The 17809-nt window shown below is 72.4% G+C and carries 9 protein-coding genes and 1 pseudogene; 3 read left to right on the forward strand and 7 right to left on the reverse strand.

The window, feature by feature from the left end; all coding sequences use genetic code 11:
* Positions 1-10: 10 nt before the first annotated feature.
* From AC6I72_RS30315 to AC6I72_RS30325, 3 genes and pseudogenes are all read left to right on the forward strand, one after another.
* Positions 11-598, forward strand: a pseudogene (locus AC6I72_RS30315) (NADP-dependent oxidoreductase); the annotation flags it as partial.
* A gap of 505 nt (positions 599-1103) precedes the next feature.
* Positions 1104-2258 (forward strand): glycoside hydrolase family 6 protein, encoded by a 1155-nt coding sequence (locus tag AC6I72_RS30320; RefSeq protein ID WP_498004325.1) that lies wholly within the window; start codon positions 1104-1106, stop codon positions 2256-2258.
* A gap of 256 nt (positions 2259-2514) precedes the next feature.
* Complete coding sequence (locus AC6I72_RS30325; RefSeq protein ID WP_498004326.1) at positions 2515-4887, forward strand: Orn/Lys/Arg family decarboxylase; 2373 nt, start codon at positions 2515-2517, stop codon at positions 4885-4887.
* A 293-nt stretch (positions 4888-5180) separates the two neighbouring features.
* Here AC6I72_RS30325 and AC6I72_RS30330 read toward each other — a convergent pair whose 3' ends face one another.
* The 7 genes from AC6I72_RS30330 to AC6I72_RS30360 form a co-directional block, all read right to left on the reverse strand.
* Positions 5181-5591 (reverse strand): hypothetical protein, encoded by a 411-nt coding sequence (locus tag AC6I72_RS30330; RefSeq protein ID WP_498004327.1) that lies wholly within the window; start codon positions 5589-5591, stop codon positions 5181-5183.
* A 507-nt stretch (positions 5592-6098) separates the two neighbouring features.
* The gene (locus tag AC6I72_RS30335) at positions 6099-7472 is read right to left on the reverse strand and encodes a cryptochrome/photolyase family protein (RefSeq protein ID WP_498004328.1); all 1374 of its coding nucleotides are present in this window, start codon (positions 7470-7472) and stop codon (positions 6099-6101) included.
* A 341-nt stretch (positions 7473-7813) separates the two neighbouring features.
* Positions 7814-8041 (reverse strand): helix-turn-helix domain-containing protein, encoded by a 228-nt coding sequence (locus tag AC6I72_RS30340; protein WP_037851502.1) that lies wholly within the window; start codon positions 8039-8041, stop codon positions 7814-7816.
* Positions 8042-8528: 487 nt separating this feature from the next.
* On the reverse strand, positions 8529-9053 hold the full coding sequence (locus AC6I72_RS30345; RefSeq protein ID WP_498004329.1) for a peptidoglycan DD-metalloendopeptidase family protein: 525 nt from the start codon (positions 9051-9053) through the stop codon (positions 8529-8531).
* Positions 9054-9093: 40 nt separating this feature from the next.
* On the reverse strand, positions 9094-9978 hold the full coding sequence (locus AC6I72_RS30350; RefSeq protein WP_498004330.1) for a peptidoglycan-binding protein: 885 nt from the start codon (positions 9976-9978) through the stop codon (positions 9094-9096).
* A 42-nt stretch (positions 9979-10020) separates the two neighbouring features.
* Positions 10021-14496, reverse strand: coding sequence for a peptidoglycan-binding domain-containing protein (locus tag AC6I72_RS30355; RefSeq protein WP_498004331.1), 4476 nt, complete (start codon positions 14494-14496; stop codon positions 10021-10023).
* Between the two features lie 18 nt (positions 14497-14514).
* Complete coding sequence (locus tag AC6I72_RS30360; protein ID WP_498004333.1) at positions 14515-17625, reverse strand: hypothetical protein; 3111 nt, start codon at positions 17623-17625, stop codon at positions 14515-14517.
* Positions 17626-17809 lie beyond the last annotated feature (184 nt).

Genomic DNA, 17809 nt, shown 5'->3' on the forward strand with positions numbered 1-17809 from the left:
AAGACATAGAGGCACCCTCCCTGCGGACATCGACCACACGCTCGCCGCAGCCCTTCCCATCTCCGGACTGACCGCCTGGCAGGGCCTGTTCGACCACGGCCGCCTCACGACGGGCCAGACCGTCCTGATCCACGGCGCCGCGGGCGGCGTCGGCTCGATCGCCGTACAGCTCGCCCGTGCAGCCGGCGCCCGTGTCATCGGCACCGGCCGGGCCCCCGACCGGGACCGGGCACTCGCCCTCGGCGTTCACACCTTCATCGATCCGCAGACCGAGAACCTGGAGGACGCCGGCGAGGTCGACGTCGTGCTCGACGTGATCGGCGGAGACATCCTCGACCGCTCGGCCGCGCTCGTCCGGGCCGGTGGCACGCTGGTCACCATCGTCGCGCCGCCCCGCGTCCGGCCCAAGGACGGGCGGGCGGTCTTCTTCGTCGTCGAACCCGACCGCGCCCGGCTCACCGACCTCGCCACCCGGGTGCGGGACGGCCGGCTCACCCCGGTCGTCGGGGCTGTGCGGCCGCTCACCGAGGCGCCCGCCGCGTTCGCCTCCGGCAAGCGCAGCCCGGGCAGGACGATCATCCGCGTCACGGAAGATTGAACAAGGGACCAGACCGGTCGTGGTCGGACGGCGGATCGCCGCCGGCCTTCCTGGCCGTGGCCAAGCTGACTGCACTCGCGGCCCGCGGCCACGGCCATGCTCGCCCTCCGATCAGCCGGCCCACGCCAGGACGACGGCGACGGATGCGGTACCCAGGCGCCGTGTCGAGACCTCGGACCAGTGCAGTCGGCGGGGAGCGCGACAGCCTCCTGAACCTTCACTTCCTGGAGCCTGCCAAGGGGATTGACGCGGCTCCCGTATGAGGGGTTAATTCCTTGGTGCCGTATATGGGAGCGCTCCCAACCTCATCGTGGAAGCGCACGGCCACCCCTACGAATCCGAGGAGCCCATCCGCATGAGCGCACGCGACCATGCCGGAAGCACTGGAACACCCGGCAGAGCCGACCGGACCGCAGGAACCGGAGGAAGCAGAGGAGTCGGGGGAACCGGGCGGGTCACCAGAGCCGGGGGAACCGGCGGAACTCTCCGCCCGCTCACCGTCACCGTGGCCGCCGCCGCGCTGGCCGCGACCGCGCTCGCCGCCGTTCCCGCGCAGACGGCAGCGGCGGCGCCGGCGCAGGTGCCCCGGCCCACCACCCTCTACACGCCGCCCGCGAACCCGGACGCCCACCGGCAGATCCTGGAGCTGGCAGGGCAGGGGAAGATCAGGGACGCGGCCGGCGTCCTGGCGATGACGCTGACCCCGCAGGCCGTGTGGTTCGGCGACGGCACGCCCGACGAGGTGCGGACGTCGGTGCACAAGACGGTCGTGGACGCGGCCCGCCGCCACGCGCTGCCGGTGCTGGCGCTCTACGACATCCCAGGCCGGGACTGCGCCCAGTACTCGGCCGGCGGCGCCGCCGACACGGCGCAGTACGAGGCGTGGATCGACGCCGTGCGCGCGGGCATCGGACGGCTGCCCGCCACGGTGGTCCTGGAGCCGGACTCCCTGTCGCTGCTGCCCTCGGACTGCGGCCAGGACGATGCGCAGGGCAGCAGGACCACCGAGCGCTACACCGAGATCCACTACGCGGTGGACGCCCTGGAGCCGCTCGCCGGGACCAAGGTCTACCTGGACGCAGGGCACAGCGGCTGGCACAGCGTCAACGACATCGTGCCGCGCCTGGTCACCGGCGGCGTCGGTGACGCCACCGGCTTCTTCCTGAACGTCTCCAACTACCGCTCCGACAGCGAACTGGCCTGGTACGGCAAGCTGATCTCGTCCTGCCTGAGCTACGTGTCGGCCGGCGGCGCGGCGGCCGACTGCCCGAACCAGTGGTGGCCGGTGAACGACGCCCAGTCATGGCTCGACGCACATGTGCACGAGGCGCCGTCCGCCATGAAGCACTTCGTCACCGACACCAGCCGCAACGGCCAGGGCCCGTGGACCCCGCCGGCCGGTGTCTACTCCGACCCGCAGGAGTGGTGCAACCCGCCCGGCCGCGGCACCGGTGCCCGGCCGACCCTCGACACGGGCGACCCGCTGGCCGACGCCGAGCTGTGGGTGAAGATCCCCGGTGAGTCGGACGGACAGTGCACGCGCGGCACGGCGGGCCCCGACGATCCCGAGCGGGGCTACCCGGATCCGGCGGCCGGCAAGTGGTTCCCCCAGCAGGCCCTGGAACTGGTGCACAACGCCGACCCCCGGCTGGTGCGCTGACCGGCGAACGTACGGGGGCACCGGACCGGCCACGGCGCCACGGAAGAGCGCGGCAGACCGCACGACTGCCGCGCTCGCTCCCGGCGCCGTGAAGCCGGACGCCGTGGGATACCGAACCGCCAACGCCAAGGCGTCAAGACGCAGTTCGCGGTGTACGTCGAAGAGGTGGTTTGACCGTTCGCCGGCCGATCGTGCGTGCGGAGAGGGCGAACACTGATGGGAGGGGTGGCACGGGCCACGGGGGAAGGGGGACGGCATGGCCGACGGCACGGTTCTGGTGGCGGTGGCGGAGCATCCGGAGGACAGGAGCGCCACCGCCGGGCAGCTGGCGCGCATCGCCGAGGGGATCCGGGCGCGCGGCCTGCACGTCCGGTGGGTGGTGAGCGCCTGTGACGCCGAGGCGGTGCTCAGGACGGAGGCCGGTCTGGCCGCCGCGGTGGTCGCCTGGGACCTTCCGCCCGGAGGCGAGGACGAGCCGGGCGGCGCGGCGGTGCTGCGCCGGATCGGCCAGCGGTTCCAGAACCTGCCGGTGTACCTGGTCATGGCGGGCGAAGGGCTGCGCGAGCTGCCGCTGTGGGTGTCGCAGTCGGTGGTGGGCTATGTGTGGCCGCTGGAGGACACGCCGGTGTTCATCGCGGGGCGGATCAGCACTGCCGCGCGGTCCTACCAGGAGGCCCTCCTCCCGCCGTTCTTCAAAGCGCTGCGGCGCTTCGACGACGCGCACGAGTACTCCTGGCACACCCCGGCGCACTCCGGCGGGGTCGCCTTCCTCAAGTCGCCCGTCGGCCGGGCGTTCCACGACTACTTCGGGGAGCGGCTGCTGCGCAGCGACCTGTCGATCTCGGTGGAGCAGCTCGGCTCGCTGTTCGAGCACACCGGCCCGATCGGCGAGGCGGAGCGGAACGCGGCGCGGGTCTTCGGCTCCGACCACACGTACTTCGTCCTGCACGGCGACTCCACCTGCAACCGCCTGGTCGGTCACTTCAGCGTGACCCGCGACGAGATCGCCCTGGTTGACCGCAACTGCCACAAGTCGGTCCTGCGCGGCTTGGTCGTCTCCGGCGCCCGCCCGGTGTACCTGGTCCCGACCCGCAACGGTTACGGCCTCGCCGGACCGCTGCCGCCGGCCGAGATCGCCGCCGACGCGGTGGCGGCGCGGATCGCGGCGAACCCTCTCACGCAGGACGCGGTGTCCTCGCGTGCCCAGTACGCGGTGTTCACCAACTCCACGTACGACGGGCTGTGCTACGACGCGGCGACGGCGGCCCGGGCCTTCGCGGCCGGCACGCCCCGCCTGCACTTCGACGAGGCGTGGTTCGCGTACGCCCGTTTCCATCCGCTCTACGCGGGGCGCTACGGCATGGCGGTGGACGAGGAGGTCTTCCCCGGCCCGGAGCGGCCGACGATCTTCGCGACCCAGTCCACCCACAAACTGCTGGCGGCGTTGTCGCAGGGCGCCATGGTGCACGTGAGGTCCGCGCCGCGGGCGCCGGTGGAACACGACCGGTTCAACGAGGCGCTGATGATGCACGGCACGACGTCGCCGCTGTATCCCATGATCGCCTCCCTGGACGTGGCCACGGCCATGATGGACGGTCCGCAAGGGCAGTGGCTGGTCGACGAGGCGGTGACGGAGGCGGTGCGGTTCCGTCAGGAGATGGTGCGGATCGGGCGGCGTATCCAGGCCGCCGCGGACCGGCCGTCCTGGTTCTTCGGGGTGTGGCAGCCGCGTGAGGTGACCGACCCGGTGAGCGGGGCGCGGCTGCCGTTCGACGAGGCTCCGGCGGACCTGCTGCGCACCGAGCCCTCCTGCTGGCACCTCGCACCCGACGCGGACTGGCACGGCTTCCCCGGCCTGACCGACGGCTACTGCATGCTCGACCCGATCAAGGTCACCCTGACCTGCCCGGGGCTCGACGCGACCGGTGCGATGGCCGACTGGGGCATCCCGGCGCGGGTGCTCACCGCCTACCTGACCGCGCGCGGCATCGTCGTGGAGAAGACCGACAGCTACACCACGCTGGTGCTGTTCTCCATGGGCATCACCAAGGGCAAGTGGGGCACGCTGCTCGACGCGCTGATGGACTTCAAGGATCTGTACGACGAGGACGCGCCGCTGGAGCGTGTGCTGCCCGCGCTGATCGCCGAGCACCCCCGGCGCTACGCCGGACGGGGCCTGCGCGACCTGTGCCAGGAGATGCACGACCACTTGCGCGAGGCCCGCCTGGTCGAGCTGCTCGACACCGCGTTCCAGCAGCTCCCGGAGCCCGTCGCCCCACCCCAGCTGTGCTACCAGCGTCTGGTCCGCGGCGGCACGGAACGGATCCGTCTGGCGGACGCACCGGGCCGGGTCGCCGCGGCCATGGTCACGGTGACGCCACCCGGCATCCCGGTCCTCATGCCGGGTGAGAGCGTCGGAGAGGCGGACGGTCCCCTGCTGCGCTACCTGAGCGCCCTGGAGTCCTTCGACCGCCGCTTCCCCGGTTTCGGCAGCGAGACGCACGGAGTGACCCGCGCTCCCGACACCGGGGACTACCTGATCGAGTGCCTGCGTCCGGACGAGGAGCAGGGGAACGCGGGCGGCAGGACGCCGGAGCAGCGGCGCGGGGCGCGAGTGCCAGGCCGGTGAGGTGAGCCGCGAAGAGGGGGAGGCCGGGCCGCGCCGGCTCCTGCCTGCCTCGGTGTCACTCCTCGCGGTCGGTCGTCGCCCGGCAGCTCTTCCTTCGGCTCGGGCGCCGGGCAGCGCTGACCGAGGCGGTCACGGCGCTGACCGGTCCGGCCCGAGCCGTCGTACGCACGGCTCAGGCCGGGACGGCACGCCCCCCACATGTACCGCACTGGACGGGCAGGAGGCCTCCGTCCCCTCCGTCAGGCCCCTGCCGTTTTCTCGCGGTGCTCCCCGGCAGGGGACCGTGCCTGTCTTCAGCGTCTGGGGCGCAGACTCCATACGAGGAGCGGTACGGACACGAGGAGCAGGGCTCCCTCCACGGCGAGGCTGGCCAGGCCCAGCGGCTCCGTCCAGTTCCCGACGTCATCCGTGTAGTCGGGAAGTCCTGGGCCCCTGGAGAGGATGTAACCCACCACGGGCCCGGCGGCGACCCCGGCTGCCAGCAGCCAGCCAGGGCGGACGAGGCGCATGAGGAGCAGCACGGCGGCGACCACGGCCGCGATCTCCAGGACGTGGTAGGCGATGCCGACGTAAGAGGGGTCGCGCGTCGCCGTGACACCGCCTTGGTCCACGACGTGGATGCCGGCCACCACGAGGCACAACAAGGCTCCCGCCCACCTGGCCGCCCAGGCGGGCTCGGGCTCCGTCACGGTGCGCTCTGACATGCCGCGGTACCTTCCCTCGCTCCACCGGCGCGCCTTGCCGCGCCAGGATGCCGTTCACCGGATCGTCCGGAACAGGGCGGCAGGCCGTGCCCCTGTCAGGTACCACCTTCGACGGACGGCGGCGCGCCGTCCCTTCCGGCAGCGCAAGCGAGTGACGGGCACGAGCGAGGCAAAGAGGTGCCGGTCGCCCGTCCGCCCATGGCGCTCAGCGGCGCGCCCAGGCGTTCGTCCTGAGCCGTACCGAAGCGTTGCACGACCGGCCGCACGCCATCGCCCGCGGGTGCCCGCTCTGCGCCCCGGCGCCACCAGGACCGAGCGCAGAGAGCCGTGACCGGCGCTGACGCGCCCCGCCCGTTCTCCCGGGCCGACGCGCGTCGAGCAGCCCGGGCCGGCACCATGCGCCGAACCGGGAACGAGGCCGTCCGGCATCCGTGCGCCGGACAGGGGGCGGTGTACGCACGAGCTTTCCGTGGTGTCCGGCGGCCCGCAGGGCGTCGCACGCAGCCTTTACGCGCGGCCCCGGGCCCGCCTGAAGCGGTCCAGGCCCTCCGCCAGGGACACCACCGGTTCCGGGTATGCGGCCATGGCGCGCTCCCGGTCCGGAAGGTTCCACGGTTCGTGCACGGACGCCCCCGGCACGTCCGCCAGTTCCGCCACCCAGCGCCGCACGTACGCCCCCTGCGGGTCGTAGCGTCTGCCCTGGGCGACCGGGTTGAGGACCCGGTTGGGCCGGGTGTCGGTGCCCGTGCCCGCCACCCACTGCCAGTTCAGCTGGTTGTTCGCCACGTCGCCGTCGACGAGCAGGTCCAGGAAGTGCCGGGCGCCCAGCCGCCAGTCGACGTACAGCGTCTTGGCGAGGAAGCTCGCGGTCAGCAGCCGCCCCCGGTTGTGCATCCACCCCTCGTGGCGCAGCTGCCGCATCGCCGCGTCCACGACGGGATAGCCGGTGCGGCCCTCCCGCCACGCCTCGGCGTCGGCCTCCGCGTCCTTCCCGGCGCGCCACCGGTCCCCGCGCGTGCGGTAGTCGTGTGCGGCGGCGTCGGGACGTGCGGCGAGCACCTGGCGGTGGAAGTCGCGCCAGGCGATCTGCCGCACGAACGCCTCCGCGCCCGCGCCGCCGGCCCTGCGGGCCCGGTGCACGACCTCGACCGGCGACAGCGTGCCGAAGTGCAGGTGCGGGGAGAGCCGCGAGGTGGCGTCGCCCGCCAGGTCGTCGTGCCGTTCCTCGTAGGCCTCCACACCCGAGCGCAGCCACGCCGTCAGCCTGCGCCGCCCCTCCGTCTCGCCGCCCGCGCACAGTCCCGGCGACACACCGCTCACCGCGGCGCGCTCCGGCAGCGGGGCGGAGCCCACCTCCGGCGGCACGGTGATCGCACGCGGCACGTCCAGCACGTCCCGCAGGCCCTGCGCGGACCAGCGCCGGTAGTACGGCGTGAACACCGCGAAGTGGTCGGAGGAGGCAGGTGTCACCGCGCCCGGCGCCACGGCGGTGCTCACCGTGTCGTGCACGTACAGACGCCGGCCGCCTGCCTCCAGCGCCCGGCGCAGCCGCCGTTCGCGGCCGTGCGCGAAGGTGCTCACGTCGCCGGCCATGTGCACCTCGTCGGCGTCCGCCTCGGCGGCCACCCGGCACACCTGTGTGACCGTGTCGCCCTCGCGCACGACCAGCCGCCCGCCCCGCGCCCGCAGCCGGGCGTCCACGTCCCGCAGGCAGTCGGCGAGGAAAGCGAGCCGGTTCGGCGCGGCGAAACCCGCTGCGTCCACGGCCGGGTCACGCACGAACAGCGGCACCACCCGGCGTCCTCCGCGCAGGGCCGCCCGCAACGGCGGATGGTCCGACAGGCGCAGATCGCAGGTGAACACGACGACCGAGGACTGCATGGGGCTCACTTCCGCTGCCGGTGGGGACACTCTCCGATGTCCGCATTCTCCGCATTCTCCCGGACGGAGGGCTCCCCAGGGGCGAAGCGGGGCGCCCCTTTTGTTCGCGGCTCTAAGGCCACGGGTGGCCACCGGGCCACTCAGGACGGCGCACCCCGCCGCCCCCGGTCGGCGGATGTCCGCGGGTGCCGGCGAGGGCGGCCGTCCTCTTCGCCCGGCTCGACGACCGCAGAGGGGGACGGCAGCCACCGGGGCCCGCGCGAGGGCGCGACTCGCCGCTCACGCGCTCCTGCTTCCCTGTGGCCGCCGCCCCGGACGGAGGTGTTCCGGGTGCCCGGCGGTCAGCGGGCGTGTGCGTGGCCGGCCTCTTCGCGGCGCCCGCCCGGACGGGGGCCGCCCCTGCCGCGCAGGGGTACGTCGGTCTCGGTCAGCACCCGGTGCACGAACCCGTACGACCGGCCGTGGGCCTCGGCTATGGCCCGTATGGACATGCCGCGTTCGTACTGCTCCCGCATCTCCCGCGCGAGCTGCGCGCGGGCCGCGCCGGTGATCTGCTTGCCCTTGTCCACGAATCGTCTCCTTCGCTGCTCGGCGTCCGGCTGTGATCGTCGTCTACCCCGCGGAGCACGTCCTGCGCACCCGGAGGCCGAAATCGCGGCACGGACGCCGGGCAGCCGGGGGCCTGACCGCCCCCTCCTGCCGAACCGCACGGCCTCGCCCCCGGGAGGACCACTGGCGGGTGACAGCACCGCGTAGGTGACCCGCGTCCCGTCGTCCAGCCTGGTCCGGATGTACTCCTCGTTCATGGTGGGCTTCGAGGTGAGCAGCGAGATCAGCATGCCGACCGGAGCCGAGAGGAACGTGAGGACACCACCGGCCGGGAGCCGCCTCGAATCTGTCGGTGGCGTCGGTCTGCGGGTCGGGCAGGGTGTCCTGCATCGTCTGGCCGGACACCGTGGCTTCCTCGCTTCGGCAGGAAGAGGGCGACGGTCTGTGCTGCGGACGGCGGCGGGTGAGAGTCTCGCCCGCCGCCGTCCGCGCCCCCTGGAAAGGTGGTCAGGCGACCACTGGTGGAGAGCCGTCCTGCATGAACGTCACCGTGGTCACGGTGTCCGTGTTGCCCGTGTCCAGGAAGAGCTTGTACAGGTCGACGCCCTGGTAGGTGCCGCCCGGCGCACCGCCGATGATCTCCACCAGCGCCAGATGGAGATGAGGCGGCGTCGGGTCGAACCGGAGCACGGTGCCCAGCGGGTCACCTCTGCTGACCGTGGAGTCGACGGCCAGCTCGGGCGGCACATCGGTCAGGTGGGTGTAGAAACCGCCCATCATGTCGTTCGGCGCACGCATGAACAACTGTGCTCCGTAGACCTTCTGCGTGTCCGCGTCGGGGTCGTGCGGCACCAGCTTGGTGATGTGCGCGTCGAAGGCTGCGAAGATCTGTGTCCCTTCGTCCGCGCCCAGGTCCATGCCGAACTGGATGTACCAGTTCGGCGGCTGGTGGCCCCCCTGGTTGGGCCCTCCGAGCCCCCCGGTGAAGCCCGACGGGAACGGATGGGAGAGATCGATGTCGAACGAAGCCATGGTGGCCACCTCTCAACTGCTCATGGATCTGAGCGACGGATCACACGGAAAGAACGTTGAAGCCCGCGCCCGTGAGCTGGGAACCCAGGGCGCTGACCGTGGTGGCGTCGTCGAACTGCCCGTTCGCCGGGTCGATCCCGTTGGCGTCCTGGAACGCCCGGACCGCGGCCTGCGTGCCGGGACCGTCCACGCCGTCCTGGGCGCCCGGCTTGAACCCGAGGGCCAGCAGGGCACCTTGCACTCCGAACACGTCGGCCAACTGCATCGCGATCTGCTCCACGGGCTGTCCCTGGTCCGCGACCGCCTGGGCCAGCACGAAGTGAGCCCGGTCGAGTTTGTTGCGGATCCGGATGGTTCCCTCGTCCGGTGTGAAGTGGCATTCGTCCGCCGCGGTCTGCCAGTCGTTCCTGGCGACCGCTGCCCGGAACGTGGGGAAGTCGTTCAGCGTCGGTCCCAGCGCCCAGCACATGCTCAGGGTCGCCAGCTGCGCATTGGCCGGCCAGGCGGCGAAGCCGCTGAACTCCGTACGGGAAAGGAGGGTCGACTCCATCTGGTCGAGCTTGGCGAACACACGGCGGTCGATCTCGTCGTCGTCCACGTGCAGGGAGGTGAGCGGCGGCCGGAAGGCGTTGTGTCCCTGCGGTGCCAGTTCCAGATGCCCTTTGACGGCGTCCCAGTCGGCGGCGACCTGGTCGGCGGTGGCCTCCGAACCGTCGTCGTTGACCAGCCAGCGGTACTGCCGCGCCTCGGCCAGCGAGCGTTCGCGCTCGTCCGCGCTCGGCGCCGAGTCGGGTTTCTCCGTCTCGTCGATCTTGTTGCCGATGCCGGTGCTCACCCAGCCCTTCTGGTCCAGGTACATGAAGGCCACCCGGCCTTCGAGCGGATCGTTGAACGCGATCCAGTAATCGCGCACGCTGTCGAACATGGCGCTCTCTCCGTCCTGGTCGTCGCCTCGTCTGCCGCCCGGTCAGCGGCGGCCGAACCCGCCGTGCCGGCCGTCCCCGCCGTGATCGTCACCGTCGTCCTCCCGTCCGTCGGGCCCGTCGTGCCTGTTGTCGCGGTCGCCCCCGCACTGTCTGTCACCGTGGTCGTCATGCCCTCCTGTGCCCGGCGGGACCTCCACGGCGTCGCAGTAGATCACCGGCCCGGGAGGATGCGGGGGCGGCGTGCTCCCCGGCCCCGGGGCCGGGGGGCGCCCGTCGGCGGGGATGCCCTCGGTCTCCACGACCAGCAGGCGCAGCGGTACGCCCGGCCCCGCCGGCGGCACGGGGACCTGGCCGGTGTAGAAGGGCCGGTGGGAGGACTCCGCGTCGATCGAGGTCAGGGTGGTGAGCGTGTCGTCGAGGGTCACCCAGCCGAGGTCTTCGTCGGTGACGGTGTCGTGCCGGCGTTGCAGCACGGCGGTGATCACGGGCGGCGGCGCCCCGGTGGGGTCCCAGGAGGGGCCGGTGACGGTCACCGACAGCGGCCGGCCCGGCTTCACCGTCAGCTCCCGGTCGGGCAGGACGCGCACCACGTCGGCTAGGACGACGGGGGAGATCTCGGCGCCGGGGATCGACTCCGGCTGGTAGCGGACGAGCGCGAGCCGGACGAACGGCAGGCAGGCGTCCCCGGTGTCCAGTTCCAGGTCGCAGAACCAGCGGCCGCCCTCCTCCGCCGCGTCGAACTGCGGGGTGAAGCCCACGACCGTGACGGGCAGCGCGCCGGTGGGCGTGGGGAGGGACAGCTTCGCGGGCGGGCCCGCGGCGTTGGTGAACATCTGCGCGGTCGGGGCGACGACGGGGGCCGAGCGGTGCAGGGGGTCGCGGCCCATCAGGGTGACCCAGGCGTCGCGGACGGAATCCGGGTCGCCGCCGGGCGGCTCGCCGAGGACCACGCCGAGCAGTTCCCCGTCCCCCGAGGAGAACCACGGCCGCTCCAGATACACCCGGACACCGCCACCGCGCCGACGTCTGACAAGGGTGCCGGACGGCCCGTCGTCCTGCTCCAGGGAGAGCGTGGGCATGCAGTACAGCAGTCGCGGGGCCGTGGGCCGTGCGCTGCTGAGCACCGAGTACTCCTGCGCCGCCCCCCGCACGGTGAGGTCGTCCCGGCCGGGGTCCGCGAACTGTGCGGGGAAGCAGTCACCGAACCCGCTGCCCGCCAGGGGCTGGTAGTGCACCGTGCGGTGTCTGGTGTCGCCGAACTCGTGCTTCTCGATGAGGGGCGGAGTCTTGTCGGCGACGGCCTTGTCCGCGGCCGCCCGGGTGCTGAAGGACAGGACGCCGTCCTGGAGGAGTGCGGGTTCGGTGCCCGGGGTTCCGGTCCGGCTCGCCCGGGCCGTCAGCAGTCCGAATACCGGGGCGGTCATCGTGCGGCTGTCCCGGCCCGTCGGACCTGCGTCCGTCACCTCCGTCCACTCCGCGACCAGGTCGATCCGGCCCGTGCTGTCCTCGTCGAGCGCGATGGTGCCGGTGAGATGCTGGGCGGTCGCCTTCTCCGGACGCGGGGCCGGCTCCTGCGCCAGGGCCAGCACGGGGGTCCGCAGCGGCTTCTGCACCGCGTGGACGAGCGTCAGCTCCTGCCCGGGGGTGAACATCCAGTGCCCTCCGGCCGCGGCCAGCGCCAGCACCTCGTCGGCCGGTCGCGGCTCGGGACCGGAACCCGGCGCGGGCATCGGCGTGTTCCTGCACCAGGCGGCCAGACCCATCACGTCCTCGTCCAGATCGATCCCGGAGGACACCTGGACCACCGCCACGGCACCCTTGGGCAGCAGGACCGTCAGCACCCTGGACGCGTCGTCGAAGCGGGGCGGCCCGCTGCCCTCGGCCAGGCGCAGCCGGAAGGACTCGGGGCGGTGCCAGACCGCGCCGTTCCAGGGGACGAAGAACGGCCGGCCGGCGGGCATCCCGGGCAGGCCGTGGAAGACGGCGCCGGAGGACAGGGGGTCAGGGAGGTAGGGCAGTTCGATCTGCTCGCCGGTGTGCAGGGCGGTCATCGGCGGATGGAGGGGGTCCGCGCTCGGTGAGGTGACCGGCGCCGTTTGCACGTCCGGCCCGGTCACGTCGCTCAGCGAGCCGCTCTCCCGCACGGCCAGGTCGTAGACCGCGTCCTGGACGCCGTGGTCGCTCGACCCGATGGCCTCGTCCAGCAGCCCGTGGCGCTCCACGCACTCCAGCGACGCCTTCGGCGCCACCAGGTGGCGTTCGTCGATTCCCTGGTACGGCGCGTGGCCCTGCGCGGTGACCAGCGGCGAACGGTTGAAGTCCGCGGCGTACTCCTCGGCCGTGGTGCCGTCCGCCGGTGGCGGACCGGTGCCGCAGTCGACGGTGAAGCCGTTCTTGCGGCCCAGCTCGGTGAGGGACTGGCAGCCAGGTCTGCCGTCCGCGTCGCTCCCGGAGAATCCCTGAGCGCGTTGCTCCTCGGCGTAGGCGGCCCGGGTCATGTCCCCGAAGAAGCCGTCGGCGCCGCCCGGAAGGGCGTGGCCGTCGGCGATGAGGGCCTGCTGGACGGTGCGGACGTCGTCGTCGGTCAGCCGGAACTGCACCCGGGAGAGCAGGACCGGTTGTGCGGCCGGCGGTGCGCCGGGAGTGCCGGCCGGCGGCGGCGTGGGGCCCGGGCTGCTCCGGATCACCATCCGGTAGGGCGAGGCGCCCTCCTGGAACGGCAGCCGGGGGACGACGGCTGGCGAGAGGACGGGCTCGAACCTCTGGAACGGCAGCGGTCCCGCGGCAGGGATCGTCAGGTCCTTCGGGTCGGTCGGGGCCGGTTGCGGGGGGTCGGTCAGAGCGGTGGCCTGTGGGGCGTCGATGCCGTTGCCCGCCAGGTCGACGGTGCGCAGCCGTACCCGGTACCCGGTACCGAAGCGCAGCCTGGGCAGGGACCCGGGCCGGGCCCTGATCGTGATCTCCAGCGGTACGCCCGGCCCGGCGTCGTTCTTGGGCGGCATGGGCGGCTTGGGGGGTTTGCCGGGCTCATCCGGCTCGGTGTCCAGCACCAGACCCGGGCGGGGCGCGCCGAGCGCCCATCCGTCCCAGGTGGCGAGCTGCTCGGGCACGTAGAGCGTGGAGTCGTCGCGCGAGGAGACCAGGTGTTCCTGGAAGAAGCCCTCGTCCGACGCGGTGAACAGCAGCGGTCCGGAGCCCGGTGCGCGGTACTCCACGTCGCGCTCGTGCAGGGAGAACCAGGCGTGCCGCCGGTCGTCCCAGATGTCCATCCGGTAGCCGCGCACCACGTCCTCGGCGAAGAGTTCGGGCCCGGCCGCGTCGGCGTCCGGGGGCAGGCCGTCCGGCGCGGCGACTTCGGGGTTGTTCTTCGCGAGCATGTTGGCGAAGGCCTTGTCCTGCTCGCCCGCGCGGGTGAAGTCCCCGGTCAGGACCGACAGGTGCTGGTTGCGGAACAGCGAGATCCCGGGCGCCCGCACCGGGCCGAGGCCGACGGAGTCCTTGGTGGCGGCCAGCATGCCGAGCGCGGCGGAGTCGAAGTCGGTCTGCTCCAGGAGGAACTGGGGGTCGCCCGTCTCCTCCAGTGCTCCCAGCGCGACCAGGCCCCGGGAGGGAGGCGGCAGCGGGTCACCGGGCGCGGCGCTCCTGGCCGCGGGGACGAAGACGTGCCGGTCCGGGAGGAAGACGTAGCGGGTGCGGGAGGAGACGTCGTGCGGGTCCGGTCGGGGGCCGGGCGGCCACAGGGGCACGACCGTGAGCAGCCGCTCGCCCGAGGAGACCGGGAGGCGGTCGGCGGGCAGCAGGAAGTCCAGGACGATGCCGAGCCGCCTGAGCAGGGCGGGGTGGTCGCCGAGATGGGTGAGCAGTTCGTGGAAGTCGGGCCGCTTCGCGGTCACCGGCTGCGGCCCGTCCCCGTCCGTACCGGCGGCGACCGTCTCCAGCGGCGTGTTCGAGTGGAACCTGGCCAGTGAGTCGAGCTGCGGCAGGGCGGGGGGCTGGGGTGCGGCCGCCTTCCCGGACGCCACTTCCTGCGAGCTCTTCGGGGCGGGGCTCTGGGGTTTCAGCGCCCCCCACGTCGGGGGCGGCCGGTCGGGCCACATCCGTCCGGCGCCGGCGTAGGTCCGCTTGGTGAGGTCACGCACCTCGGCGACCGAGTAGCTGCGGACCTCCCGTGAGCTGGTCTCCGGGGTGCTGAAGGTGTGAGGTTCCAGGCGCGTGCCGGCGGGGAAGACGCTCGCCCACAGCGTCGGGTCGGGCGCCGGACCCTGTGGCACCAGGCCGTCGGCGAAGACGGTGGTCGTGGCCGGGGTGCCGCTCTCCGCAGCGAACCGGAAGGTGGCTGCGGCGACCTTGTCCGGCCAGTGGAGGAAGTCCTCGAACTGGCCCAGTGTGCCCTCCGCCGGGGGATCGCCCGGGGGCGTCAGCCGGGGGGCGACGAAGACCGACACCCTGGCCTGGGTGCCGTCGTCGGACAGGCCCGCCGGCAGTACGGTCCAGTTGATGTGCTGGTCGATGGGCATGGTCGTCTCCCACCGGGCTCACCTGGCGTAGGCCTCGCAGTAGGCGCGCCAGTGCGGGTCCTTGGGCATGCTGAGGGCGAAGGAGGGGTCGGCGGGTGAGCCGGAGAAGGACCGCTCGAAGGGGATCGAGACGGACTTGCTGAAGAAGGCGATGCGCACGCTGACGGTGAGGCTGCCGCTGCCGCGGATCACCGTCCGGCCGTGGTCCTTCGTGTAGCTGAGCTCCACGTAGAAGTCGACGGACACGGTCACGATGCCCAGTACGGACAGGAAGCCGTGGAACCGCAGGTAGCCGCTCAACTGGACGCTTCGGGAACCCGCGACCTTGAAGCGGATGCCCGCCATGATGGTCACACCCCCGGCGGCGACGCCGACGTCGATCGCGGCGCCGCCGCCGAACTCCAGGGCGCCCTCGACCTCCCGCAGGCCGTCCTTCACGTCGACGCACATGGAGAAGTAGCCGCCCCCGCCGAAGAGGGAGACGGTGACGTTGAAGGGGTGCTGCTGCTCGGAGACCGAGAAGCGGAAGGAGACGGGGGAGGAGTCGAGGGGGATCGTCAGTTCGGCCGTCAGGGTGAGGTTCGTCAGGGTGAGGACGCCCAGGGCGATGGAGGGGAGGGCCAGTCTGTAGCCGGCGACGATGCCGGCGGGCCGGACGTCGACGTAGGCACCGGGGCCGATGAGGTCCGAGGGCAGCGCGCTGCGGAGGGTGTTGACGAACTCCAGGTCGTTCTGGAAGCTCACTGCCAGGCCGGAGGCGGTGACGTCGGGCTTCCGGCCGGGGCCGGTGCGGAACTTCAGGTCCGCCATGTCCACCCGGATGTCACCGAAGTCCAGGCCGAAGTTGGTCAGTTCGCCTGCCACGGTGGCATTGTCGACGGCGTTCGCCGAGCGGGTGGTCCTGGCGTCCAGTGTGAGCGTGGCATCGTTCACGACGAGGAAATGTGTCGGATCGTCCTCCGCGGCGGAATCGGGCTGCGTCAGTTTCGTCTTCCACACGTAGCGCAGTTCCTTGCCCTGCCCGTCGGTCAGGTCGCGGATGCGCAGCACCGGCGCCGGCAGCATCCGTTGCGAGTCCTTCAGGATGGCGTCGATCTGGTCGTCACCCAGCTGCCGGAGCTGTCCGAGGTCCTCCTTGACGATGTTGCTCATGACCTTGGGGAGGTCGATCAGACCGAGCAGCTTGGCCCCGCCGAAGGCCGTCCGGATGAGCTGGCGCGGATCGGTGGCGCCCGCCGTGAAGACGTCCGGGACGACGCCTGCCTGACTGGTGATGAGTCGCAGCGCGGCCTGGGGGCTGGCGAGTCCGCCGGCCTTCTCCGCTCCCAGGGTGAGGGGGAGGGCTTCCGTGAGCTGGAGATAGGCCCCGGCGGGGTGGCTCGCCATGCCCTGCAGCAGGTAGGTGGTGTCGAACGTCACCGGGAGCGCTTCGGCCTTCGGCAGGAACTGTTCGGCCGCGGGCACCCGCACCTTCCCGGCGGACACGTGGGGCAGGCCGACCGCGGGGACCTCCTGGCCCTGGGCGTTCGTGGTTCCCAGACCGAAGGTCAGGGTCTCGACCGCGTGTGCGGTGCTGCCGGGCGCCTCGGCCGGGGGCTGGGCCATGGCCATCGTCTGCCCGTGCAGCTCACGCACCCGGCGGTTGGGGACGGCATCGGCGCGCGGGTCCGTCTCACCGTAGACGCTCCTGAAGTTCCCGTCGGGATCGGGGAGCCCGTCGGGAACGAAGACCAGGGGCATGGTGAAACTGACGTTCCGGCCTTCGCTGTCCGTCCCTATCAGGGTGAACTCGTGATCGGCCTCGGGGTTCTGGAGGACCACCCAGAAGGCGGTGAAATCCTTGAGGGGCTTGTTCTTCTCCTCCAGCGAGGGGGGTACCGGCGGCTTGATAGGCGGGGTGGCGCGGTCCGTGATCCGCAGCGTGCGGAAGGGCATCTCACGGCCCCCGTGCGTGTAGCCGCTCTGCCCGTAACTGACCTCCGGCTGCTTGACGATGATGCGGTCCTCGTGCCGCAGGAAGGCGACGATGCCGCCGTCGGGGTGGGCGGCGAACACCCGCTTGAACTCCTTGACGTGCGAGGCCTCGTGGCCGGTGCTCAACCGGCCGTGCCGCACCACACGTACGAACTGGTCGCGCCCCAGGCCCGTGATGTGGTCGTACGCCTCCAGCCCGTTGCTCGCCGGCGTCGGTGGCCAGGTGCCGTGCAGATGGGCCGAGGAACCCAGCGGGGTGATGATGAACTGGTCCGACCGCAGCGGTGCGCTGGGGATGTCGGGGGGCGGGCCACCGGGGACGACCTGTTCGTTCCGGCTGGTGAGGGTGACGATGTCCGCCAGGTCCTCGGCCGTGAGCGGACTGCCGGCGGGCGGGTCACCGCGGCTCCCGACCGCGGCGAAGGCGCGGAGCAGAACCGGGCCGTCCTGGCTGCCGTGCAGCCGGGCGTGCCACAGGGCGGTGCGCCCGTCCGCCTGCTCGGGGCCGGTCCGGCCCACCCAGTCGACCGGCTCGTCGTACGTGATCAGCAACCGGGTGGGGAACTCGATGACGCTTCTGGGCAGGCCCTGGAAGAGAGCCGGCCCGCCGGGGTCCGGCTGCGTCAGACCGGCCGGTACGGTCATCGGCACCAGGCGCGACCAGTCGAGGAGCGATTCCAGCGACAGCTCCAGGCCCTCCAGCGTGGCCGGGACCGAGAAGGACAGCGTGCTCGTCCCGGCGGTCACCGCGGACACGGTGCCGGCGGCGGGCAGCTGCTCGAAGGCCTGTTCCAGCACATGCTGGGGCGGCAGCGTGACGACCACGAGCGTGGGAGCGGCCGGGTCCGTCCGCACCAGGCGGCGGCCGTCGAAGCGCAGGTTGACCAGGGATATGTCGAGGACCAGCATGTCCGACGGCCGCACCACCCGGAACGGACCCGCGACGACGTCGTCCTCCGGCGGGCGGCGGTCCGGGCGGCCGCCGGGACGGGGGCCGTCGCACGGACCGGACGGCCGGCCCCTGCCGGGGGGACCGTGCCCGCCGAAGTCACCGTCGTGGTCGTCACCGGGGCCATCGAAGTGGCCGTCGCCAGGATGGTGTCGCAGATCTTGCCACAGCCCCGGAGAGCCGGGGCGGGCGATGCCGAATGACATGGGAAACGCCTCATCCGAGGAGCGTCGTAGCGTGGCACGAAGCCACCGACCTCTCCTCCATGCTCGCTCTTATGGTGGTGTCCCGCCACCCGGCGCGGCGTGTGATTCGGCCGCGGAGCGCGGTCATTTCGTATACGCCTCAACCGAATTGGGGCCGACGGCGACTCGCGGCGCATCGTCGCCC

The organism is Streptomyces sp. Xyl84, assembly GCF_059731885.1.